At 67.1% G+C, this 23,386-nt stretch carries 22 protein-coding genes; 7 read left to right on the top strand and 15 right to left on the bottom strand.

From position 1 onward, the window contains the following. Positions 1-898 precede the first annotated feature (898 nt). The 5 genes from AC1KAT_RS21735 (at position 899) to AC1KAT_RS21715 (ending at position 7,122) form a co-directional block, all read left to right on the top strand. Positions 899-2,293 carry a TolC family protein gene (locus AC1KAT_RS21735; RefSeq protein WP_480329360.1) on the top strand — a complete coding sequence of 465 codons (1,395 nt, stop codon included), beginning with the start codon at positions 899-901 and terminating at the stop codon, positions 2,291-2,293. A gap of 9 nt (positions 2,294-2,302) precedes the next feature. Then, positions 2,303-3,673, top strand: a complete 1,371-nt coding sequence (locus AC1KAT_RS21730; RefSeq protein WP_480329358.1) for a multicopper oxidase family protein — start codon at positions 2,303-2,305, stop codon at positions 3,671-3,673. An 18-nt stretch (positions 3,674-3,691) separates the two neighbouring features. Further along, complete coding sequence (locus AC1KAT_RS21725) at positions 3,692-4,222, top strand: cupredoxin domain-containing protein (protein WP_480329356.1); 531 nt, start codon at positions 3,692-3,694, stop codon at positions 4,220-4,222. After that, positions 4,219-4,608, top strand: coding sequence for a copper-binding protein (locus AC1KAT_RS21720; RefSeq protein WP_480329354.1), 390 nt, complete (start codon positions 4,219-4,221; stop codon positions 4,606-4,608). Before AC1KAT_RS21725 ends, AC1KAT_RS21720 begins: the two co-directional genes overlap by 4 nt. Positions 4,609-4,962: 354 nt before the next feature. Further along, entirely contained in the window at positions 4,963-7,122 is a 2,160-nt protein-coding gene (locus tag AC1KAT_RS21715) for an ATP-binding protein (protein WP_480329352.1), read from the top strand. Positions 7,123-7,164: 42 nt separating this feature from the next. Here AC1KAT_RS21715 and AC1KAT_RS21710 read toward each other — a convergent pair whose 3' ends face one another. After that, positions 7,165-7,851: a response regulator transcription factor gene (locus tag AC1KAT_RS21710; RefSeq protein ID WP_480329350.1), complete on the bottom strand. Its 687-nt coding sequence runs from the start codon at positions 7,849-7,851 to the stop codon at positions 7,165-7,167. A 279-nt stretch (positions 7,852-8,130) separates the two neighbouring features. Between AC1KAT_RS21710 and AC1KAT_RS21705 the strand changes: the two genes are divergently transcribed. Then, positions 8,131-9,690: a methyl-accepting chemotaxis protein gene (locus tag AC1KAT_RS21705; protein ID WP_480329348.1), complete on the top strand. Its 1,560-nt coding sequence runs from the start codon at positions 8,131-8,133 to the stop codon at positions 9,688-9,690. Between the two features lie 12 nt (positions 9,691-9,702). Here the strand turns inward: AC1KAT_RS21705 and AC1KAT_RS21700 are convergent, their stop codons facing one another. The 10 genes from AC1KAT_RS21700 to ppsA all read right to left on the bottom strand — a co-directional run bounded on the left by AC1KAT_RS21700 (position 9,703) and on the right by ppsA (position 19,143). Then, positions 9,703-10,548, bottom strand: coding sequence for an amidohydrolase family protein (locus tag AC1KAT_RS21700; RefSeq protein ID WP_480329369.1), 846 nt, complete (start codon positions 10,546-10,548; stop codon positions 9,703-9,705). A gap of 135 nt (positions 10,549-10,683) precedes the next feature. Beyond that, complete coding sequence (gene dnaB / locus AC1KAT_RS21695; protein WP_480329346.1) at positions 10,684-12,108, bottom strand: replicative DNA helicase; 1,425 nt, start codon at positions 12,106-12,108, stop codon at positions 10,684-10,686. Positions 12,109-12,294: 186 nt separating this feature from the next. After that, a complete protein-coding gene (gene rplI / locus AC1KAT_RS21690; RefSeq protein ID WP_480329344.1) occupies positions 12,295-12,747 on the bottom strand; it encodes a 50S ribosomal protein L9 in 453 nt (150 codons plus the stop codon). Positions 12,748-12,759: 12 nt separating this feature from the next. After that, positions 12,760-13,050, bottom strand: coding sequence for a 30S ribosomal protein S18 (rpsR, locus tag AC1KAT_RS21685; protein ID WP_480329342.1), 291 nt, complete (start codon positions 13,048-13,050; stop codon positions 12,760-12,762). A gap of 51 nt (positions 13,051-13,101) precedes the next feature. Then, on the bottom strand, positions 13,102-13,407 hold the full coding sequence (gene priB / locus AC1KAT_RS21680) for a primosomal replication protein N (RefSeq protein WP_480329340.1): 306 nt from the start codon (positions 13,405-13,407) through the stop codon (positions 13,102-13,104). A gap of 38 nt (positions 13,408-13,445) precedes the next feature. Beyond that, a complete protein-coding gene (gene rpsF / locus AC1KAT_RS21675) occupies positions 13,446-13,808 on the bottom strand; it encodes a 30S ribosomal protein S6 (protein ID WP_480329338.1) in 363 nt (120 codons plus the stop codon). 143 nt (positions 13,809-13,951) lie between these two features. Then, on the bottom strand, positions 13,952-16,081 hold the full coding sequence (locus AC1KAT_RS21670; RefSeq protein ID WP_480329336.1) for a sodium:solute symporter family protein: 2,130 nt from the start codon (positions 16,079-16,081) through the stop codon (positions 13,952-13,954). A gap of 1 nt (position 16,082) precedes the next feature. After that, positions 16,083-16,343 (bottom strand): DUF4212 domain-containing protein, encoded by a 261-nt coding sequence (locus tag AC1KAT_RS21665; RefSeq protein WP_480329334.1) that lies wholly within the window; start codon positions 16,341-16,343, stop codon positions 16,083-16,085. Then, positions 16,340-16,636, bottom strand: coding sequence for a hypothetical protein (locus AC1KAT_RS21660; protein WP_480329332.1), 297 nt, complete (start codon positions 16,634-16,636; stop codon positions 16,340-16,342). Before AC1KAT_RS21660 ends, AC1KAT_RS21665 begins: the two co-directional genes overlap by 4 nt. A 107-nt stretch (positions 16,637-16,743) precedes the next feature. Next, positions 16,744-19,143 (bottom strand): phosphoenolpyruvate synthase, encoded by a 2,400-nt coding sequence (gene ppsA, locus AC1KAT_RS21655; RefSeq protein ID WP_480329329.1) that lies wholly within the window; start codon positions 19,141-19,143, stop codon positions 16,744-16,746. 236 nt (positions 19,144-19,379) lie between these two features. Here ppsA and ppsR point away from each other — a divergent pair, with 236 nt between their 5' ends. Then, the gene (gene ppsR, locus AC1KAT_RS21650; RefSeq protein ID WP_480329327.1) at positions 19,380-20,201 is read left to right on the top strand and encodes a posphoenolpyruvate synthetase regulatory kinase/phosphorylase PpsR; all 822 of its coding nucleotides are present in this window, start codon (positions 19,380-19,382) and stop codon (positions 20,199-20,201) included. Positions 20,202-20,204: 3 nt separating this feature from the next. Here ppsR and AC1KAT_RS21645 read toward each other — a convergent pair whose 3' ends face one another. The 4 genes from AC1KAT_RS21645 to lpxB form a co-directional block, all read right to left on the bottom strand. Beyond that, positions 20,205-20,750, bottom strand: a complete 546-nt coding sequence (locus tag AC1KAT_RS21645) for a DUF4256 domain-containing protein (protein WP_480329325.1) — start codon at positions 20,748-20,750, stop codon at positions 20,205-20,207. Positions 20,751-20,829: 79 nt separating this feature from the next. Then, positions 20,830-21,627, bottom strand: a complete 798-nt coding sequence (locus AC1KAT_RS21640) for a TrmH family RNA methyltransferase (protein ID WP_480329323.1) — start codon at positions 21,625-21,627, stop codon at positions 20,830-20,832. A gap of 4 nt (positions 21,628-21,631) precedes the next feature. Continuing rightward, positions 21,632-22,255, bottom strand: coding sequence for a ribonuclease HII (gene rnhB / locus AC1KAT_RS21635; RefSeq protein WP_480329321.1), 624 nt, complete (start codon positions 22,253-22,255; stop codon positions 21,632-21,634). Then, positions 22,227-23,372: a lipid-A-disaccharide synthase gene (lpxB, locus tag AC1KAT_RS21630; protein ID WP_480329319.1), complete on the bottom strand. Its 1,146-nt coding sequence runs from the start codon at positions 23,370-23,372 to the stop codon at positions 22,227-22,229. Before lpxB ends, rnhB begins: the two co-directional genes overlap by 29 nt. Between the last annotated feature and the right edge of the window lie 14 nt (positions 23,373-23,386).

Here is a 23,386-nt window from a genome sequence, read left to right as displayed (position 1 = left end):
ACTTCTATGAGCGTTTTAGGTCCATGAGACCTGAAGTCTTTCAACTTCTGGCACTCGCCTTCAAACGCCCACACTTATCGGCTGTTCATTTTTAAAGAGCTGCAAACTGTTTGTTTGCGTCGCTGACTTATTGCGTTCAGCGAAGCCTCGCAGTATGGCCTAGGTTTTTGAGCTCGTCAAGCGTTCAGTGCATAAATTTTTCAGAGGCGTCTCGTACCCGAAGACAGAGGTGGCTCCCCGGTTCCTCTGTGAACGCTGCCTTGGCCATCGCCACAACAGCAAAGGCGAGTCACTTGACCTTGCCATCGGGTGAAGGTCTAGAGTGCATTCAGACGGTGTAGACGACGACGTGAAGAACCTTCGCTTTCTATTGATTCTGGTGCTCGTGACCTTGCTACCGCTGCGTGGCGTGATCGCTGCTGACATGGCATGCGAGACACCAGATGGCCGGCTCTTGGCTCGGGCCGTACAGGCTAATGTTGGCGCGGCCGAGATGCTCGCCCCACAGGACCATGACCACAGCCACCATGGCCCAGGCATCGAGCACGATGTCGCTGACGGCGAGGGGCAATCGGCACAAAGCCATTGCACGCTGGCGTGCGCGGCAAGTTGCGCTGCCATGCCGTTGCCCATGCAGCCGCCGTTGGTTGCTGGGCTGGACAGCCTCCGTGGCCCCGGCTTCCTGCCGCTTGCTGCCAGGGCCCCATCGTTCATGCAGAGCGGACCAGACCGCCCTCCTCGACCCGTCTGACCCCCGCGGCCTCTGAATGAGGCCGACGTCGCACCCGCGCCTGCTGCGCGGATGATTTGCCGAGCGCTGTTGCCGCTTGGCGTTGAACGATTTCGAGCCATGACTTCACACCTCTTACTGCGGACTGCCGTTGCGGCGGTTCCGCGCATGCCCTTCCTCGCCGCCGCCGTCGTGCTGAGCGGATGCGCGTCGTTCTCGATCGATGGCGGTTTCGATGCCGTGCGTGAGATGACGCGCGAACGCACCGGCATTGCACCGACTTACCAGCGCACCCCGTACGACATCGACAGCGCCCAAAGCCGCATCACCGAACTCTTGGCGCAGCCACTGCACGCCGACGCAGCCGTCGAACTGGCATTTCTCGGCCACCGCGGCTTGCAGACAAGCTTTGCCGAGTTGGGCATCGCCGAGGCGGACCTCGTCAGGGCCGGCCGACTGCGAAACCCTGCACTGAGTTTTGGGCGCATGCGCGAATCGGGAGGCGTGGTCGAAACCGAGCGCTCGGTGATGTTCGACTTGCTGGGCCTGCTGACCCTGCCGGTGGCTCGTCAGATGGAACAACACCGCCTCGAACGGGTGCAACACCAAGCGGCGAGCGATGCCGTGCGCGTGGCCACCGTGGCCCGCCAGGCCTTCTACGCCGCCGTTGCCGCGCAAGAACTCGTGCGCTATTACGAGCAAGTGAAAGAAGCCGCCGACGCAGCGCACGAACTGGCGCGTCGCATGGTGCAGGTGGGCAACTTCAGCAAGCTCGCCCAGATGCGTGAGCAATCGTTCCTCGCTGATGCAAGCGCTGACCTGACGCGAGCCAGGCACCGGGCAGTGGCCGAGCGCGAGCGGCTGGTCCGGGCGCTCGGGCTGTCGTCGCAGGCTCAGCTGGCCCTGCGACTCCCCGAGCGCCTGCCCGACCTGCCAGCCACGCCGACGGCACCGGCCCTTGCCGAGCAGACGGCACTCGACCGTCGCCTGGATGTGCTGGCCGCCAAGCGCGACGTCGCCGCCACCGCGCGTTCGCTCGGACTGACGAAGGCAACGCGCATGGTCAACGTGCTCGAACTGGGTTATCAGAACAAGAGCACCACCGGCGAGTCACGCGCCAACGGCTACGAGATCGAGCTCGAACTCCCCCTGTTCGACTTTGGCTCGACACGGCTGGCGCGCGCCGAATCCAGCTACATGCAGGCGCTCCACCGGGCGGCACAGGTGGCGACGGAGGCACAGTCCGAAGTGCGCGAAACCTATTCGGGCTACCGTGCCGCGTACGACCTGGCGCGCCACTACCGCGATGAGGTCGTGCCCTTGAAGAAGCGCATCTCCGAAGAGAACCTGCTTCGTTACAACGGCATGTTGATCGGTGTGTTCGAACTGCTGGCCGACTCGCGCGAGCAAGTCCGCAGCGTCAGTGCGTATGTCGAAGCCTTGCGCGACTTCTGGATCGCCGACACCCAACTACAAACCGCCCTGACCGGCCACTCGCCGGGCGGCTCACCGCTGACGGGAGTGATCCCTTCTTCCGCCCCGGCCGCGGCCGGCGGCCACTGAAAGCACCCCATGTCGAATCGCAGAAACTTCTTTCGAGCCGCCGGTGCCGTGGCGCTCGGCGCCAGCGCCGTCAGCCGCGTCGGCGCCGCATCCCTGCCCGAGGCCGTCATCCAGACCTCGCCCCACATGCAGCCGCCTCAGCCTCCAGCGAGCGGCCGACCGTTCAACCCCGTGGCCACGCTCAATGGTTGGTCCCTGCCCTGGCGCATGAACAACGGCGTCAAAGAGTTCCACCTCGTCGCAGAGCCGGTCGAGCGTGAGTTCGCGCCGGGCATGACGGCCAAGCTGTGGGGCTACAACGGCTCCAGCCCGGGGCCGACGATCGAGGCGGTCGAAGGCGACCGCGTGCGCATCTTCGTCACCAACAAGCTGCCCGAGCACACCACGGTGCACTGGCATGGCGTGATGCTGCCTTCGGGCATGGACGGCGTCGGCGGCCTCACCCAACCGCACATTCCGCCAGGCAAGACCTTTGTCTACGAGTTCACCTTGCTGCGCGCCGGCACCCACATGTATCACCCGCACGCCGACGAGATGACGCAGATGGCAATGGGCATGATGGGCATGTTCATCATCCACCCCAAAGACATCCGCACACACAAGGTGGACCGCGACTTCGTCTTCCTGCTCGCGGCGTACGACATCGAACCCGGCAGCGCCACGCCGCGCACGTCCGAGATGACGAACTTCAACCTGTGGACCTGGAACAGCCGGGTGTTCCCCGGCATCGACCCGCTGGTGGCGCGCACCGGCGAGCGTGTGCGCGTTCGGGTGGGCAATCTCACGATGACCAACCACCCCATCCACATGCACGGGCCGAGCTTCGTGGTGACGGGCACCGATGGTGGCTGGGTGCCGCCCGGCGCTCGCTGGCCCGAGGTGACGACCGACGTGGCCGTGGGGCAGATGCGCGCCTTCGAGTTCGATGCGGTCGCGGGCGACTGGGCGATCCACTGTCACAAGTCGCACCACACGATGAACGCCATGGGCCACGACGTGCCCAACATGATCGGTGTCGATCACCGCGGCGTCGCCGAGCGCATCACGAAACTCGTCCCCGACTACATGGTGATGGGCGACCGCGGCATGGCCGACATGGGCGCGATGGAAATGCCGCTGCCCGACAACACGCTGCCCATGATGACGGGCACCGGCCCTTTCGGCCCGCTGGAGATGGGCGGCATGTTCAGCGTGGTCAAGGTGCGTGACGACCTCAAACCCGGTGACTACCGCGACCCCGGCTGGTACCGCCACCCACCCGGCAGCGTGGCCTATGAATTCACCGGCCAGCTGCCCGAGCCGGCGCGCACCTCCAACCCACCGAACGAACGCGCGCCCCTGCGCGTGCGCAAACCCAGCCACGACCATCACGGTCACTGAGCCACCCAAGGACTCACCATGCACATCACCTCCCTTACCCGCGCCTGGCGAGCGACTGCCTCGGCGCTGACCCTGCTGGCCCTGCTGGCCCCGGGTGCTGCCCGTGCGCACGGCGACACCCACCGTGACGCCAACCGGCCACCCGCTCGCACCTACGACGCCAAACAAGTGGAGGCCACCGCCTTCGGCCAACAGGGCGACCCGCGCAAAGTGCGCCGTACGGTTCGCGTGGACATGAGCGACGACATGCGTTTCACGCCGTCGAAGCTGACCGTCAAACGCGGCGACACGGTGCGGCTCGTCGCGCGCAACCGTGGCCAGGTGCTGCACGAGTTGGTGCTCGGCACACCCGACAAACTGAAGGAACACGCAGACATGATGCGCCGCCACCCTGGCATGGAACACGACGAGGCGCACATGGTCCATGTGAAGCCTGGGCAATCGGGAGAGATCGTCTGGCAGTTCACGCAGGCGGGCACGTTCCAGTTCGCGTGCCTGCTGCCCGGTCACTTCGACGCCGGCATGCTCGGCACGGTGGAGGTCCAATGAAACAGCACTTCTTTTTCGCGGCGCCGCTGCGGCAAGCCGGCGCACCGCACAAGCGCATCAGCCTCTCTCGCGCCTTGTGCGTCGCCTCGCTGCTGGGAGCCACCCTGCCAGCGCTGGCTCAGGGCGCTTCGGCCCCGACCGCCCCGGCGGCTGCGGCCGCCCGCGCATGGACCGACGGCGAGGTTCGCAAGGTCGATGCCGGGCAAGCCAAGATCACCTTGCGCCACGGCCGCATCGAAAACCTGGACATGGCCCCGATGACCATGGTGTTTCGCGTGGCAGACCCGTCGCTTCTGAACCGCGTGCGCGCAGGAGACAAGGTGCGCTTCGCGGCCGAGCGCATCGACGGCGCCTTGGTCGTCACGGCGCTCGAAATCGCGAAGTGAACCGGACCGCCGTGCAGCACCGGGCAAGCCCCCAGCGATGCACGCCTCAGCTGCGCACGGCCCCAGGCCGGGTCTGCGCGGCTAAGCCACCGCGCGGCCGTGGCCCTCAGACCGGACACGCCAGCGCGCCAGCGATCACAGCCAGCGCCACACGCGCAGCAACCAGCGCGGCACCCGAGGCGGCGGCGTGAAGTTCTGGCGAAATTGATCTCGCATGGCAGGCTCCAAAGCAAATAACTGTATGTTTATACAGTATTCGGCCACGCAGCCGCAAGCCCGTCTGCCCGGATGGCATTCGACCGGCGGCATCTCGCGCGCCACAATCGCCCGCCATTCGCCCCTCGAACCACGCGCTTGACTGCTGCCGACACCCTCAACGCGGATACTCCCCTGCCCAAGCCGGCGCGGACGGCTTTGCGCGGGCGTCGGCTGGTGGTGGTGCTGGTGGTGGCCAACACCTTCGCGGCGTTGGTGCTTGCCGCGCTGGTGGGGCTGACACTGCGGGCGAGCCGGGCCAGTTTCGAGCAGCGCGCCTGGGACGCCGCCGACAACCTCGTGCGGGGCGTCGAGCAAGGCTTGGCCGCCGAGCTGTCGAGGCTCGACCTCTCGCTGCAAACCATCGCACTCGAACACGCCCGCAGCCTGCGCAGCGGCACAGAGGCCGGTGCAAAAGCATTCGAGCGTTTCCTGAGCGAGCAGCAATCGCTGATGCCTGAAGTGGACGGCCTTCGCTTTGCCGACGCCTCGGGCGTGGTGCGCCACGGTCGAGGCGTGCCGCCCGGCGCGCGCATCGACGTGAGCGATCGCGAATACTTCATTCGCGCGCGCGCCGGCGAGCAATTGGTCGTGTCAGAGCCGATCCAATCGCGCATCAGTGGCCGCTGGGTGCTGCCGGTGGTGCGCCGGGTCAACCTCGACGACGGCGGCTTCGCGGGCATTGCCTACGGCACGATCCCGGTCGAGTACCTGCATGCACAGATCGCCTCGGTCAAACCTGGGCCCGACGGCGCGGTCACGCTGCGAACGCAGCGGCTCACGCTGGTCGCGCGCCACGCCCCGGCCCGGCCGGGGTTCGGCGAAGTCGGCAGCCAAGCCGTGTCGGTCCCCTTGCGCGAGGCACTTCGGCGCGACCCGAAGCAAGGGCGCTTCGTGGCTTTCACCGCCGTCGACCAGGTCGAGCGCGCGACCGTCTACATGCAGGTCGGCGACCACCCATTGATCGTGCTGGCCGGCTTGTCCACCCACGAGTACCTCGCGCCGTGGCGCCGCGAGGTGGCGTTCGCCTGCGGCCTGGCGTTGCTGGCCACGCTCACCTTTTCAGGCGCGTCGGCCTTCGTGTACCGCTCCTGGCGTCGCGCGGACAACGCGGCCCGCGCGCTCGAAGCCAGCGAGGCGCAACTCGACCGCACCGGCCGGCTGGCCTGCGTCGGCGGCTGGGAGGTCGATTTGGCCCAGGGCACGCTGAGCTGGTCCACCCAGACACGCAAGATCTACGAGGTGCCCGATGGTTACCGCCCGAGCTTGGCCGAAGCCACCGGCTTCTTCGACCCCGATGCGCGCCGCGAGATCAACGAGGCCTACCGCCGGGCCATGACAACCGGCGAACCGTGGGACCTCGAGCTGCCCCTGACCACCTTCAAGGGCCGCCGCATCTGGGTGCGCGCTTTCGGCGAAGTCGAGCACGCCCGCGGCGAGCCGGTGCGGCTGATCGGAGCGGTGCAAGACATCACCGAGCAGCACCACCGGCGGCTCGCGCTTCAGCAAGAGCAACTCGGCCGGGCCCGCGCCGAGCAGCATGCCGCCGAGCTGGACGCCCTCTTGCAAGAGCGCAACCAGATGCTCGAAGTGCTGGCCCACGAAGTGCGCCAACCCCTCAACAACGCGTCAGCCGCGCTGCAAAGTGCGGCCACGGCGCTGGGCGAGGCCGGCGAGCAGACCGCTTCGGCACGGGTGTCGCGCGCCATGGCTGTGATGAACCAGGTGCTGGCCAGCGTCGACAACACCCTGGCCGTCGCCAGCCTGCTGGGACGCGCGGAGGGCATCGCCCGCCAGGACGCCGACATCGACACGCTCGTGGCGCTGGCCATCGGCGACATGCCCACTGCCGAGCGCCACCGCATCTGCGTCGAGCGACAAACGGCCACGCGCACGGCATCGATGGACCTGGGGCTCATGCGCCTCGCACTGCGCAACCTGCTCGCCAATGCGCTCAAGTACAGCCCGGCCGATGCACCCGTGGTGGTGCGCCTGAGCGATTCGGACGAGCCGCTGGCGCTGCTGATCGACGTGATCGACCAGGGCCCCGGCATCGAGGCCGGCCTCGCTCCGCGCCTGTTCGAGCGGGGCGTGCGAGGCGCCGCCGGCGCGGGGGGCTCGCTCGGCCACGGGCTCGGGCTCTTCATCGTGCAACGCGTCATGCAATTGCACGGCGGCCAGGCGCTGCTGGTGCCGCACACCGGCCCGGGGGCCACCTTGCGCCTGGTGCTGGCGCCCGCGGCCGAAGACGACGATTGAGCAGAACGATTGGGCGCCGGCGTGGGCCGCGCCCGGTGTGCGTCAGAAAGGCTTCAGCGGCCCGCGGAACACATAGCCCACGCGCGACTTCGACTGCAGCGGCACGACCGTCGGCGTCGCGCGCTCGATGCGACGGCGCAGGCGGTAGATGGTGGCGTTGAGACCATCGGCCTCGCCCGCCTCGGCATTGCGGCCCAGGCGCTGGCGCAGTGCCTCGCGGCTGACGACCTCGCCCTGGGCTTCGATGAAGCATTCGAGCAGGGCCACGTCGCCGCGGCTCAGGTCCACCCGCGCGCCATCGGGGGCCACCAACTGGCTGGCGCGGCGGTCGAGCTTCCACGCGGCCTGCGCGTTGGCGTGAGCGGCCACGCGGCGGTACACCGCTTCGATGGCCAGCGCGACCTGCTCGAACTGCACCGGCTTGCTCAGGTACATGTCGGCGCCGGCGACGATCACTTGGTTGAACACGTCCGGCGCCAATCGGCCCGACACCACCACCACCCCTGCGTCACTGCGGCGGCGCAGCAGCTTGAGCAAGTCGAGGCCGTCGATGCCGGGCAGCATCAGGTCGAGCAGGTAGAAGTCGAAGCCGTAAGGGTCGGCCTCGGCGAGCAGGTCGTTGCTGTCAGCGAACAGCTGGACGTCCACCCCACGCTCGCGCAGGTACTGCGCCAGGAACTCGGTGTATTCGCGGTCGTCGTCGACCAAAGCCAGGGTGCGGGGAAGCATCAAACCTCAGGGCAGGTGGGCACAGCTGCGGTCGATTGGATCATGCAGGCCCCATGCGCCATGCCGCGAAAAACCGCACGAACCCATCACTTTTGGCCATTTGAGCGAATAAATGATTTAACCCGCCATCTCATTCGTCCGACATTGCCCGGAGATGAGACGCGATGGTCCGCCACGCGCCCGGGGTCGTCCAGACGACCCGGGCGGCGCGGGCCTGCGCCTCACCCATGCGCGCCCGCGCTTCAGCGGCGCGTCATTGCGGCCCCAGGAGCACACCGGATGCGAATCAACCAGCCCATCACCCAGCGTGAATACGACTACCCCGGCCAGCAGATGCTCGTCTCGACCACCGACGAGCAAGGGCGAATCACCCACTGCAACGCCGCCTTCGTCGAGGTGAGCGGCTTCAGCTACGAAGAACTGCTGGGGCAAGCCCACAACATGGTTCGACACCCCGACATGCCGCCCGAGGCCTTCAAGGACATGTGGACCACCATCGGGCGCGGCCGCCCCTGGAGCGGCCTGGTCAAGAACCGCCGCAAGAACGGCGACCACTACTGGGTGGTGGCGAACGTGACCCCGGTGCTCGAAAACGGCAAGCCGAAGGGCTACATGTCGGTGCGCGTGAAGCCCACGCGCGATCAGATCCAGGCTGCCGAAGCGTTGTATGCCCGCCTGCGCGACGAACGCGAGCGCGGCCGGCAAAGCCTGCGCCTGCATGCCGGTGGGTTGCGCCGCGTCGGCTGGCGCGACTGGCCGATGCGCATCCACCGCCTCACCTTGAGCCAGCGCATGGGCCTGGTGATGGGCGCCCTGGCGCTGGGTTTCGTGTTGCCCGACGCGGTGGGCTGGACGGCGAGCCTTCACCCGCTGGTGTTCGATGGCGTCTTCGCCGCGCTGTGTTTCGGGGTGTGGTGGTGGTTTCATCGCTCGGTGGCCATGCCCCTGCGCCAGGCCAGCAAGATCGCGTCGCAGATCGCCGGCTGCAACCTCACCGGCCACATCGACTACGACCCGCGCCACCCGCTGGGCAAGCTGATGCGCAGGCTGGGGCTCATCAAGCTCAACATGCAGGCCATCGTCGAAGACGTGCGCGGCGAGGTGCGCAGCATGGCCGCCGGGGCCAACGACATTTCGCATGGCAGCCACGACCTGTCGAACCGCACCGAGCAGCAGGCCAACCGCGTGCAGCAGACGGCGTCCACGATGGAGCAGATCACCGGCGCGGTGAAACAGACCGCCGACACCGCACAGGCCGTCGCGCAGGTGAGTCACGACGCCAGCCACGTGGCACAGCGCGGCGGCGAGGCGGTGAACGACCTGGTGCGCACGATGGCGTCGATCGAGGGTTCGTCCAAACGCGTGTCCGAGATCATCCAGGTGATCGAAGGGATCGCGTTCCAGACCAACATCCTGTCGCTCAACGCAGCGGTCGAGGCCGCGCGCGCGGGCGAACAAGGCCGCGGCTTCGCGGTCGTGGCCTCGGAGGTGCGCGCGCTCGCCCAGCGCACGAGCGAGGCCGCCAAAGAGATCCGCTCGCTGATCGGCGCCTCGGTCGAGCAGGTCTCCGAAGGCTCGCACCGCGTGCGCTCAGCCGAGCAGGTCATCGAAGAAGTGCTGAAGTCAGTGAGCCAGGTATCGACCCTCGTCCACCAGATCACCGGCGCGACAAGCGAGCAGTCGGTCGGCATCGGCGAGATCAACACGGCGGTTTCCACCATCGACACCGCCACCCAGCAAAACGCGGCGCTGGCCGAGCAGACCGCCGCTGCCGCGCACGCACTGCACGAGCGCGCCGGCACGTTGATACGCGCGGTGCAGATCTTCCGCGTGAGCTGAAGCGCGCCCGCCTCAGCGCGGCGCCGGCAGGTCGAAGAGCCGCGCGCCGTTGTCCCAGGCGATGCGGCGCGCCACGGGTGCCGGCAGGTCGCCAAGCCAGCGGCGCGCTTGCTGCATCAGCGCTTCGTAGTCGTCCCAGCGTGAGTTGACCCAGGTGTCCGAGCCGACGAGAAAGCGCTCCGGCATCTGCACCATCAACTCGCGCCAGGCGCGGCTCAAGCCGCCCTCGCCTTCGGTCAGGCCGGGCCGGTAAGAGAGCTCACCGAACAGGCTGGGGTGACGCTCCAGCAACGAGGTCACGCGCGCGAGCGAAGGCCCGCCGATGCCGGTGTGAGCCCAGATGACCCGCGCCTTCGGTGCGTGCGCGAAGAGCTTCTCGATGGCGACCTCGTCCACATGGGCCAGCACGACGAGTTGCCGCTCTTGCGCCAGTTGCATCAGCCGGCGGGCAGTCGGCCCGTCGGCGTTGGCGCTGTCGTAGAGGTGGAATTCACCCAGGCCGCGGTATGGCCCGGCGGCGGTGCCGGCTTCCAACTCGCGCAACACCAAGTCCACGATGCTCGGGTCGCGGTGCCAGTTGCTGTAGTCGGCGCGGGTGCGGTAGAGGCGCACAAAGGGCACGACGGTCACGCCCGCGCGGGTGGTTTGTTCGCGGGCCGCCGCTAGGGCCTTGGTGCCGTCGTTCGGCCGGCTGTTGGCGACGATGGCCCGCACCCCGCTGCGCTGCATGCGCCCCAGCACGTCGTCGATCGGGTGCAGCGCCTGCGCCTCGTCGTTGTAGTGCAGGTGGGCGTCGAAGATCGGGCCGGTGTAGGCCGCGTTCGCCGGAGGCTGGGCCCGCACCGACGGCACACGCATGGCCAACGCCAGCGAAACGAGCGACGCGTTCAGGGCGCGTCGAGACACAAGGGGTGGGTTCGGCATGCGGCAGGTGGGTCAGGCAGACGAGCCTGCACCTTAATCCTGCCGCGTCGCGGGCTCAAGCCGCCCGGCTCAATACTCGTCGCCGCCGCCGCCACTGCCGGGCGCGAGGTTGTCGAACTTGGTCATCTGCTTCAGGAAGGCGAGCTTCACCGTGCCGGTCGGGCCGTTACGCTGCTTCGAGATGATGATCTCGGCCACGCCCGGCTCCTTCGACTGCTCTTTCAGGTAGTAGTCGTCGCGGTAGATGAACATGATCACGTCCGCGTCCTGCTCGATGGCGCCGGACTCGCGCAAGTCGCTCATCATCGGCCGCTTGTCGGTGCGGGTTTCGACGCTTCGGTTGAGCTGCGAGAGCGCGATCACCGGGCACTTCAACTCTTTGGCCAGTGACTTCAGGCCCCGCGAGATCTCACCGATGACCGTCGCACGGTTTTCTTCAGAGCCGCCGCCGCTGCCGCTCATGAGCTGCAGGTAGTCCACCACGATCAAGCCGAGCTGGCCGCACTGGCGCGCCTGGCGCCGTGCACGGGCGCGCAGTTCGCTGGGCGACAGCGCCGAGCCTTCGTCGATGAAGACCGACACCTTGCCCAGCTTCTCGACCGCCTCGGACAGGCGGCCCCATTCGTCGTCGCGCAGCTTGCCGGTGCGCAGGCCGCTCTGGTCGATGCGACCGAGCGAGCCGACCATCCGCAGCGCCAACTGCGCCGCGCCCATTTCCATCGAAAACACAACGACCGGCAGGCCTTCGTTGACTGCCACGTGCTCGGCAATGTTCAGCGCGAACGCAGTCTTGCCCATCGACGGGCGCGCGGCCAGCACGATCAGGTCACCGGGTTGCAGGCCCGCGGTCATGCGGTCCATGTCGTAGAAGCCGGTGCGCACGCCGGTCACTTCTTCAGCGCCGTTCTCGTGCAGCTCATTGACGCGGTCGAGCAGTTGCACGACCAGCTGGTCCATGCTCAAGAAGCCCTGGCGCGAGCGCGAGCCTTCTTCGCCGATCTTGAAGATCTTGCTTTCGGCTTCGTCGAGGATCTGCGGCACCGGCCGCCCCTGCGGGTTGAACGCCGCGGTGGCGATCTCGTCGCTCGCCGCCACCAGCTTTCGCAGCACCGCGCGCTCGCGCACGATCTCGGCGTAGCGGCGCAGGTTGGCCGCGCTGGGCACGCTCTGCGCCAGCGCGTTCAGGTAGACGAGGCCACCGCACTCTTCGGCCTTGCCCAGGCTTTGCAGTTGTTCGAACACCGTGATCACGTCGGCCGGCTTGGCCTGGTTGATCAACCCGCCGATGGCGGCGTAGATGTGTTTGTGTTCGAAGCGGTAGAAGTCGCTGTCCACCAACAGGTCGCCGGCACGGTCCCAGGCGCTGTTGTCGAGCAACAGGCCGCCGAGCACGCTTTGCTCGGCCTCGACCGAATGCGGAGGAATGCGCAGCCGGGCGACTTCGTCGTCGCGGGCCGGCGCCGAGTTTTCAGAGGGCGGGAACACGGTGGACATCGTTCGTCATCCTAGAAAGCGGGTGCAAGGTGCGTACCCGGGCAGACCCGGAGGAAACCGCTGCACGCGGGTGTGAACAAGCCTGTGAACAACCGGTGAGGAAGCTCTGGTCAACGCGGGAAAACTCAAGCCCAAAAGCAAAAGGGGCCGGCAGTGCCGACCCCTTCTTGTCGAAGCGGGCTTCGGTCAGTCGGTTTCGCCGACGACCACGACCTTGACTTCCACGACCACATCGGTGTGCGGAGCCACCGACACGGTGTGCTCGCCGACCGTCTTCAGCGGACCGTTGGGCAGGCGAACCTGGGCCTTGACGATCTTGAAGTCGATGCGCGTCAGCGCTTCGGCGATGTCGTGGTTCGTCACCGAACCGAACAGACGACCATCGACACCCGCCTTTTGCGTGATGTGGATGGTGCGGCCGTTCATCTTCTCGCCCAGGGCCTGGGCGGTGGCCAGCTTGTCGGCGGCAGCCTTTTCAAGCTCGGCACGGCGGGCTTCGAATTCCTTGATTGCGGCCTCGGTGGCGCGGCGCGCCTGGCGGGTCGGGATCAGGAAGTTGCGGGCGTAGCCGTCTTTCACCTTGACGACATCGCCGAGGTTGCCGAGGTTGGCGACTTTTTCGAGCAGGATCACTTGCATGTTCGTCGCTCCTTAGACCTTGTGCTGGTCGCTGTACGGCAGCAGGGCCAGGAAACGAGCACGCTTGATGCAGGTCGTGAGCTGACGCTGGAAGAACGCACGCGTGCCGGTCAGGCGAGCGGGCGTGATCTTGCCGTTTTCGGCGATGAAATCGCGCAGCGTGTCGATGTCCTTGTAGTCGATCTCTTCGACACCGGTCACCGTGAAGCGGCAGAAACGCTTGCGGCGGAACAGCAGCGATTGTTGGTTGCGCTTGGGCTTGCGGTCCTTCGAGAACCGACCTTTACCGCGGGGTGGGGGCATGTTTCACCTCTCTAAATATCTATCCGGAACAAACAGTCGAGCGGTCTTGGCTCAAGTAGAGGCCTGGGACTCGGCTCGATCGAACTCTGTGACGTGGAAGACAGTGCCTCGGCCGTTGCGCTGGTTGGTCAGGAAGCCTGCGAATGTCGCCTCGGCTCCGAGGTCCAGCTTCATGAGGCGGGGCACGAGGTCTCCGATGAGCACCGCACGAATCTCCATCGAGACCTTGCGAGGCTGCCCGGCTTCCGAGAGCTGCGACTCGTGCTTGAGCACCATGTCGCAGGCTGGCAAGCCGGCCGGGGTGTATCGCACCGCGCCCCGTTCCAGCATCTGTGCCGAAAGAACCAGTCGGTTCATGCGGCCTCAGGGGCTGACGGTCGGGGCAGGATGTGTCTTCAGACCGTCGCTTCCTGCGGGGCCTTGCGAGCGTCTTCCTTCTCGACGGCCTTCATCATGACCGACGGGGTCGTCTCGGCCTTGCTCTTGACCACGGTGAGGTGGCGCAGCACGGCGTCGTTGAAGCGGAAGCCGGTTTCCAGCTCGGCGAGGGCTTCCTTGCTGCATTCGATGTTGATGCAGAGGTAGTGGGCCTTGGCGAGTTTCTGGATCATGTAAGCCATCTGGCGACGGCCCCAGTCTTCCACGCGGTGGACCTTGCCGCCGGCGGCGGTGACCACACCTTTGTAGCGTTCCAGCATGGCCGGAACTTGTTCGCTCTGATCCGGATGGATGAGCAGGACGATTTCATAGTGACGCATGTGTACTCCTTGTGGGTTCCGAGATTGGAAGCCACCCCGCAGCGTCGGACACGGGTGTGGCAAGGCGAAGCCGGCGATTATAGCCCGCGAATGCGGGTCAGCGGCAAATTGCTGCCCACGCGCGGGCCGGGCCGTGCGGCACTTCAGGGGGGTGTTCGGGGCGCCGCCTCGCCGGGGTGGCGCAAGCCATCGACGAATTGCTGCGCCTCGATCGACGGCCGGGGCGTGAGCCAGCTCACGACCGCGGTGGCGACAAACCCGGCCGGCACGCCGAACACCCCCGCCGCGATGGGCTGGATGCCGAACCACAGGCCCACCGGTGCCGTCACACCCAGCACGGACCGCATCCACGGCTCGTTCATCGCCATGTAGCAGAGCGCCACCGACAGGCCGGTCAGCATGCCCGCGACGGCGCCCCAGCGGTTGGCGCGCTTCCAGAACACCCCCAGCACCAGCACCGGAAAGAACGCCGAGCCCGCGAACGAGAACGCCGCCGACACCAGGAAGACGATGTCGCCGGGCTTCTGCGCCGCCACCGAGGCCGCCAGCAGGGCGACGATCAGCAGCAGCACCTTCGAGACGGTGACCCGGCTCGCGGGCGAGGCCTGCGGGTTGATGACCCGGTAGTACAGGTCGTGCGACAGCGCGCTGGCGATGGTCAGCAGCAAGCCGTCGGCGGTAGAGAGCGCCGCCGCCAACCCCCCGGCCGCGACCATGCCCGAGATGACGTAAGGCAGCCCGCCGATCTCGGGCATGGCGAGCACGATGATGTCGCTGCCGATCTTCATCTCGCCCAGTTGCAGCAGGCCGTCGCGGTTGACGTCTTCGACCGACAGCAGCGCCGGGTCCACCTTCGACCAGTTGGCGATCCAGCCCGGCAACTGGTCGAACGGCGTGCCCACCAGCACGTTGAAGACCTCGAACTTCACCAGCACCGCCAGCGCCGGCGCCGTGACGTAGAGCAGCACGATGAACACCAGTGACCACGCGACCGAGTCGCGCGCCTCTTTCACGGTGGGCGTGGTGTAGCAGCGCGTCAGGATGTGCGGCAGCGCCGCCGTGCCGACCATCAGGCACAGCACCAGCGCCAGAAAGTTGCGGCGCGACTCATCGAAGAGCTGGCGTTCGGCCGGTGTGCCCTTGGGGTCGCCGGCGTATTGCTGCGCATGCGGGCGCATGCCGGCCAGCGGCGCGGCGCGCGACTCGTAATAGGCCTGCGCGGCCATCCACGCCGCGCGTGCGGCGGATTCGTTCTTCGGCAACGAGGCCAGTGCACGGTCGGCCACACGCAACTCGTCGAGCGGTGCGCCGATGGCCTTCAACTCGGCCAGGTAGGCCCGCGCGGCGGCACGGTCGCCGGCCAGAGCCTTGGGCACGTCTTGCAGCTTGGCCGCGTACTCGGCCGCCTTGGCGCGGTAGATGGCGCGCACCTGCTGCTCTTTGGGGTCGGCGATGAGTTCTTTTTCGCGCTCGGTGATCTTTTGCAGCTGCTGGCCATAGACGGCATGCGGCACCGGCACGCCCGTCTGCTTGACCGACAGCCACAGCACCGGAATGAGGTACGCGAGGATCAGCACGATGTACTGCGCCACTTGCGTCCAGGTCACCGCACGCATGCCGCCGAGAAACGAGCACACCAGCACCCCGCCCAGCCCGAGAAAGATGCCCAGCTCGAAGGCCACGCCGGTGAGCCGCGTGGTGATCAGGCCCACGCCGTAGATCTGCGCGACCACGTAGACGAACGAACACAGGATGGCCGCGACGATGGCGATGATGCGCGGCCCGTGCCCGCCGTAGCGCGCGCCGATGAAGTCGGGAATGGTGAACTGCCCGAACTTGCGCAGATACGGCGCCAGCAAGAGCGCAAGCAGGCAGTAGCCGCCCGTCCACCCCAGCACGAAGGCCAGGCCGTCGTAGCCGCTGAGGTACAGCGTGCCGGCCATGCCGATGAAGCTGGCGGCCGACATCCAATCGGCCCCGGTGGCCATGCCGTTGTAGAGCGCCGGCACGCGCCGTCCGGCCACGTAGTACTCGGCCGGGTTGGTGGTGCGGCTCATCACGCCGATCACCGCGTAGAGCGCGACGGTGGCGATGAGGAAGAGAAAGCCGATCCAGCTCTTGGGCAGCCCGGCTTGCTCGGCCAGCCCGAGCGCGATGACGAAGGCGATGAAGCCACCCGTGTACCAGCCGTAGGCCTTGTGCAGCCGGCGGCGCACGCCCGCATGGCCGCTGCCGTTCGAGGCCTGCGAAGGCGGAGTCGCGGGCGCTCGCATGTCAGTCCAGCTTTTCGGCCACGCCGTGTTCGATGTCGAGCCGACGCATGCGCCGGCTGTACCACCACACGATGACGACGTAGACGCACAAGGCGCCCTGCGCCGCCACCCAGAAGCTGAAGGGCCAGCCGAAGACGACGAAGTCGAGTTCGCGTGCGAAGTACGGCACGACGAAGCTCACGACGAACCACACGCCCAGCAGCACGCGCGTCAGCACGAGGTTGCCGCGCCAGTGCGCTTCGGTCGCGGGTGTGTTGGTCACCGACAGCCCACCATGCCGGCCAGCACGCACAGCGACACCTTGCCAACCACCACCGCCAGCCACAACAGGACGAGCAGCAGCCCGGTCAGCAGCGGCACGTGCCGGTCGAGCACGACCCGGGGCGTGACCCATCGCGTGGCCTGCACGAACGGCCGGGTCATGGCGCGAAGCACGAGGTAGAACACGTTGCTGTCACGGCCCGGGCCGGCCAGCACAGCCAACACGCCCTGCCCCGCCAGCGCCATGAGCGCGAGCTCGACGATCAGCTTGAGCGACGTCACCAGCAACAGCACACGCGTTCCCTCCTGCCCACCGAAAGCCCCGCTACGGTCGGCGCGGCCCCCTCACCTTGCTCTTGCAGCGGGCCAGCCGCCCGCACCGACACGTTGCGTCGACGGACTCAGCCTTTTGCCAGCCGTTGCCAGGTCTCGACCACCGTGTCCGGGTTCAGCGAAATCGACACGATGCCCTCGGCCGCCAGCCAGTCGGCGAAGTCGGGGTGGTCGCTCGGGCCCTGGCCGCAGATGCCGATGTACTTGCCGGTGGCGCGGCAGGCCGCGATGGCGCGCGAGATCATCGCCTTCACGGCCGGGTCGCGTTCGTCGAAGTCGTTGCTCAGCAGCTCCAAGCCCGAGTCGCGGTCGAGGCCGAGCGTGAGCTGCGTGAGGTCGTTCGAGCCGATCGACATGCCATCGAAGAACTCGAGGAACTGCTCGGCCAGGATGGCGTTGCTCGGCACCTCGCACATCATGATGATGCGCAGCCCGTCCTGCCCACGCTTCAGGCCCTTCTCGGCCAGCATCTCGGTCACGCGCTTGGCCTGGTTCACGGTGCGCACGAAGGGCACCATGATCTCGACGTTGTTCAGGCCCATGTCGTGGCGCACACGCTTCATGGCTTCGCATTCCATCGAGAACGCGTCGCCGAAGCCTTCGCTCACGTAGCGCGAGGCGCCGCGGAAGCCGAGCATCGGGTTCTCTTCTTCGGGCTCGTAGCGCGACCCGCCGATGAGCTTGCGGTACTCGTTGCTCTTGAAGTCGCTCAGGCGAACGATCACCGGCTTGGGCCAGAAGGCCGCCGCGATGGTCGCGATGCCTTCGGCCAACTTGTCCACGTAAAAGGCGCGCGGCGAGGCGTGCCCGCGCGCCACCGACTCGACCGCCTTCTTCAGGTCGAGGTCGATGTTCGGGTAGTCGAGGATCGCCTTCGGGTGGACACCGATGTTGTTGTTGATGATGAATTCGAGCCGTGCGAGGCCGACACCGCTGTTGGGCATCTGCGCGAAGTCGAAGGCGAGCTGCGGGTTGCCCACGTTCATCATGATCTTGATCGGGCAGTACGGCATCTCGCCGCGCTGCACGTCGGTGATCTCGGTCTCGAGCAGGCCGTCGTAGATGAAGCCCGTGTCGCCTTCGGAGCAGGCCACGGTCACGAGCGCGCCGTCTTTCAGCGTCTCGGTCGCGTCGCCGCAACCCACCACCGCCGGAATGCCCAGCTCGCGCGCGATGATGGCCGCGTGGCAGGTGCGGCCGCCGCGGTTGGTGACGATGGCGCTGGCGCGCTTCATCACCGGCTCCCAGTTCGGGTCGGTCATGTCGGTGACGAGCACGTCGCCGGGCTGCACCGAGTCCATCTCGTTCAGGCTGTGCACGATGCGCACGGGGCCGGTGCCGATCTTCTGCCCGATGGCGCGGCCTTCGGCCAGCACCGTGCCCTTGGCACCCTTCAACTTGTAGCGCTGGTCGGCCTTGCCCTCTTGCTGGCTCTTCACCGTTTCGGGCCGCGCCTGCAGGATGTAGAGCTGGCCGTCGCCGCCGTCCTTGCCCCACTCGATGTCCATCGGCCGGCCGTAGTGCTGCTCGATGATCAGCGCGTATTTGGCCAGCTCGGTCACGTCGGCATCGTTCAGCGAGTAGCGGTTGCGCAGCTCGGGGCCGGTGTCCACGGTCTTCACGAGCTTGCCGCTCGCGGCCTTTTCTTCGGGCGTCGCAAACTCCATCTTGATGAGCTTGCTGCCGAGGTTGCGGCGAATGATCGCGGACTTGTCGTTCTTCAGCGCCGGCTTGTGCACGTAGAACTCGTCGGGGTTCACCGCGCCCTGCACCACCGTCTCGCCGAGGCCGTAGCTCGACGTGATGAAGACCACGTCCTTGAAGCCCGATTCGGTGTCGATGGTGAACATCACGCCCGCCGCCCCAAGGTCGGAGCGCACCATGCGCTGCACGCCGGCCGACAGCGCCACGTCGTCGTGCGCGAAACCCTTGTGCACGCGGTAGCTGATGGCGCGGTCGTTGTAGAGGCTCGCGAACACCTCTTTCATCTTGCTCAGCACCTCGTCGATGCCGACGACGTTGAGGAAGGTCTCTTGCTGGCCCGCGAAGCTCGCGTCCGGCAGGTCTTCGGCCGTGGCCGACGAGCGCACCGCGAACGAGGCACCGGGGTTGCCGGCCGTCAGCTTGGCGAATTCGGCCGTGATGGCCGCCTGCAGGTCGGCCGGGAACGGTGTCTCTTCGACCCAGTGGCGGATCTGCGCGCCGGCTTCGGCCAGCGCCCGCACGTCGTCGGTGTTCAGCGCCGCGAGCCGGGCGTTGATCTTGTCGGCCAGGCCGTTGTGCGCGAGGAACTGGCGAAACGCATGCGCCGTGGTGGCAAAGCCGCCCGGCACGCGCACGCCCGAGGCTGCGAGCTGGCTGATCATTTCGCCGAGTGAGGCGTTCTTGCCGCCGACCGCCTCGACGTCGGTCATTCTCAGCTGTTCAAACGGAACGACCAGTGCGGTCGCCAGGTTCGGGTTGGACATGGGAAAGCTCCGTGATGTGGGTAAACCGGTGCTTCCCGGCCAGCTCGACCGCCCGAGCAATGCTTCGAGGGCGGGAGCAGATGCAGCGCGCTTTGCAACGCATCTTGGCGCTGGCTTCTTCTTGCTTCTTCTGAAGAGATGAGGCGCTGCATGAAAGGGGCGAAGGGAAGGTCGAAATTCATTCTACGGGCCTTTGCCTATGATGCGACCCTTGCCCCGAACAGCCCCCACGCACCATGCCCAACCGAACCGTGTACTTTGTCTCTGACGGCACCGGGATCACGGCCGAGACCTTCGGCAACTCGATCCTGGCCCAGTTCTCGGTCAAGCCCCGGCACGTGCGCCGGCCCTTCGTGGACACGGTCGAAAAGGCCCAGCAGGTGGTCAACGAGATCAACCACTCGACCGAGATGGAGGGCAAACGCTCGATCGTCTTCGTGACGCTGGTGAACCCCGAGATCCTCGCCATCGTGAAGGGCGGCAGCAAGGGCATGGTGCTGGACATGTTCAACACCTTCATCGAGCCGCTCGAAGGTGAGCTGGGCATGACCTCGAACCACCGCGTCGGCCGCTTCTCGGACATCTCGAAGAGCCAGGAATACACCGACCGCATCGAGGCGATCAACTTCTCGCTCGCGCACGACGACGGGCAATCGGCCAAGAACCTCGAACAGGCGGATGTGATCCTCGTCGGCGTCAGCCGCAGCGGCAAGACGCCGACCTCGCTGTACCTGGCCATGCAGCACGGCATCAAGGCCGCGAACTACCCGTTGATCCCCGAAGACTTCGACCGCAAGGCGCTGCCCGCGAGCCTGGCGCCGCACAAGGGTAAGTGCTTCGGGCTGACCATCGCGCCCGAGCGGCTGAGCGAGATCCGCCACGAGCGGCGGCCGCACAGCAGCTACTCGAACCTCGACAACTGCCGCCGCGAGGTGGCCGAGGCCGAGGCCATGATGCGCCGCGAAGGCATCTCGTGGCTGTCGTCCACGCACAAGTCCATCGAAGAGATCGCCACGACGATCCTTCGCGACATCCGGCCCGACCGGCTGATGTACTGAGCGTCAGATCTCGATCGAGCCGCGAAAGCCCCGCGCCGCGTAGTACGACTGCGCGCCGTTGTGGTACGTGAACACGCGGCCGTAGCGTCGGTCGCAAAACAGGGCGCCGCCAAGCGACCGCACGTCGGCCGGGGTTTGCACCCAGCTCGAGGTCTTCAGGTCGAAATCACCCAGCGTTTGCAGCGCCCGGTACTGCGCTTCGGTCAGCAACGCGATGCCCATGTCGGCCGCCATTTCGGCGGCGCTGTCGGCGGGCTTGTTTTCCTTGCGTGAGGCCAGCGCTTCGCCGTCGTAGCAGACGCTTCGTCGCCCCACCGGGCTCTCGGCCGAGCAATCGCAGAACGTGTAGCGGCCCGAGGCCTTGTCGAAGGCGACCACGTCGGGCTCGCCGCCGGTGGCCTCCATCTTTTGCAGAGACTTCAGCGCGCCGGGATGGGCGTCGAGCCGGGTGCGTACATCGGACCACGCGATGCCCGGATGTCGGGTGGCGTGCTTCTCGAAACGCGCCTGCAAGGTCTTCAGCAGTTCATTCGTTGCGGGGGTCTTCATGGCATCTGCTCCTTTCCTTGTTCGCGGATGGATGCGGCACGAGCGCTGACTCCGAGGGGGTGCGGTGCTCGACCCCGCCTCAGCCGCCCGCCACCAGGCGCTGCCGCGCCGTCTCGTACAAACACACGGCGGCGGCGGCGGCCACGTTCAGCGACTCTTCACCGCCCGGCTGCGGAATGCGCAGCGCCTGCGCACAGCCTTGCAGCAGGGCGTGCGACACGCCCTGCCCTTCGTGGCCCAGCACCCACCCACAGGGCCACGGCAAGGCCGCCTCGTGGATGGCCAGGTCAGCGTGCGAGCTGGTGGCGAACACCGGCACCTGCAGGGCGGTGAGCGCGTCGTCGCCCTGCGCTTCGACCAAGTGCAGCCCGAAATGTGCACCCATGCCGGCGCGCAGCACCTTGGGTGACCAGAGCGCGGCCGTGCCCTTGATGGCAATGGCCTGCGTGAAACCGAATGCGGCCGCGCTGCGTAGCACCGCGCCGACGTTGCCAGCGTCTTGCAGCCGGTCGAGCACGACGGTCGGGGCGTGGGGTTCGATGACCTGCGCCCCGGCCCACGGAATCACATACCCCAGAGGCGCAGGCGACTCCAGCGTGCTCAGGCCCGCCATCAAGGCCGCCGGCACGATGGCGGTCGCAGCCGCGGCGCTCGCCAGCCGGCGCAAGGCCGGGTCGCCCCAGGCTTCTTCGGTTATTACGGCCTGCACCGCCATGCCGCCGCGCTGCACGAAGGCCGAGCACAGATGGTCGCCTTCGATCCACACCTCGCCGAGCTTGCGGTAGCCGCCGCCGTCCTGCGCGAGCTTGCGCAGCTTCACCAGCAGCGGGTTGTCGCGCGAGGTGATGGCCTTGACGTTCGGCGCCGCGCTGGTCATGGCGTCACTCGGTGGCGAACAGCTCGCGCACCGGCGCGAACGAGCGCCGGTGGTGCGAGCAGGCGCCGTGTGCCTTCAGCGCCGCCAAGTGCTCGGGCGTCGGGTAACCCTTGTGCCCGTCGAAGCCGTATTGCGGGTGCATCTCGTGCAGCGTCAGGCACAGCCGGTCGCGGTGCACCTTGGCGAGAATGGACGCCGCCGAGATCGCCTTGACCTTGGCATCGCCTTTCACGATGGCCTCGCAGGGCACGCGCAGCACCGGCACGCGGTTGCCATCGACCAGCACCTTGGCAGGCTTGAGCCGCAGGCCCTCGACGGCGCGGCGCATCGCCAGCATGGTGGCGTGCAGAATGTTCAGCGAGTCGATCTCTTCGACGGTGGCCTCGGCAATCGAACAGCACAGCGCCTTCTCGCGGATCTCGTCGTAGAGCCGGTCTCGCACGCGGGCTGTGAGCTGCTTCGAGTCGTTGAGCCCTTTGATGCGCTTGGCGTCGTCGAGGATCACCGCCGCCGCGACCACCGGCCCGGCCAGCGGGCCACGGCCGGCCTCGTCCACGCCGGCCACGAGGCCCAGCACGTCGAAGTTGAGGCCGAGTTGCTCAGGCGGCGAGGACTTTTTCGATCGCATCGGTGGCAGCCTGTGCGGTGTTGCGGCGCAGGTCGTGGTGCAGTTGGGTGAAGCGTGCGACGAGGGCCTCGCCTCGGGCGGGTTGGTCGAGCCAGGCGAAGGCCGCCTCGGCCAGCTTTTGCGGCGTGGCCTCGTCTTGCAGCAGCTCGGGCACGGCAAAGTCGTTGAGCAGGATGTTCGGCAGCCCGACCCAGGGCTGGTACTTCATGCGCTTCATCATCTGCCAGCTGATCCAGTTCATCGCGTAGGTGATGACCATGGGTCGCTTGAAGAGCGCGGCTTCGAGCGTGGCGGTGCCGCTGGCGATCAAGGTCACGTCGCAGGCGGCCAGCGCCTCGTGCGAGCGCCCGTTGAGCAAGTCAATGCGCACGCCCGAGGCGTACTTCGCGTGCATCGGCTCGACCAGCGACTGCAGGCCCGGCACCACCGGCAGTACGAAGCGCAGCTCGGGCCGCTGGCGGTGGATCAGCGCGGCGGCCTGCAAGAGGCGCGGCGCGACGTATTCGATCTCGCTGCGGCGACTGCCGGGCAGCAGCGCCACCACGGTGTCGGCCTCGCCCAGGCCCAGCGCCTGGCGGCTCGCCGCTCGCGGCACGTCGAGCGGAATGGCATCGGCCAGCGGGTGCCCAACGTAGCTCGCCGGGATGCCGTGCTTCGCATAGATCGCCGGCTCGAACGGGAAGATGCACAGCACGTGGTCCACCGAACGCTGGATCTTCTGGATGCGCTCGCCCCGCCAGGCCCAGATCGACGGGCTCACGAAGTGGATCGACTTCACGCCCTGCGCCTTGAGCTGCGCTTCGAGGTCGAGGTTGAAGTCGGGCGCATCGACGCCGATGAAGGCGTCGGGCTTGTCGGCCAGTAGGCGTTCGGCGAGCTGGCGGCGGATGCCGACGATCTCGCGGTAGTGCCGCAGCACCTCGACATAACCGCGCACCGCCAGCTTCTCGTGCGGCCACCAGGCGTCGAAGCCCAGCGCGGCCATCTTCGGGCCGCCAATCCCGGCAGCCCGCAGGTCGGGCCAGCGCGCCTTCAGCCCTTGGAGCAGCAGGCTCGCGAGCAAGTCGCCCGACGTTTCGCCGGCGACCATCGCCAGACGCAGAGAACTTGCCGGCATGACAGGGTCAGCGA

The sequence above is a fragment of the Piscinibacter sp. PDB5-1 genome (assembly GCF_056676035.1).
Note: the sequence above shows the minus strand (reverse complement) of the source record. Positions and strands in the feature narration are given on the sequence as shown.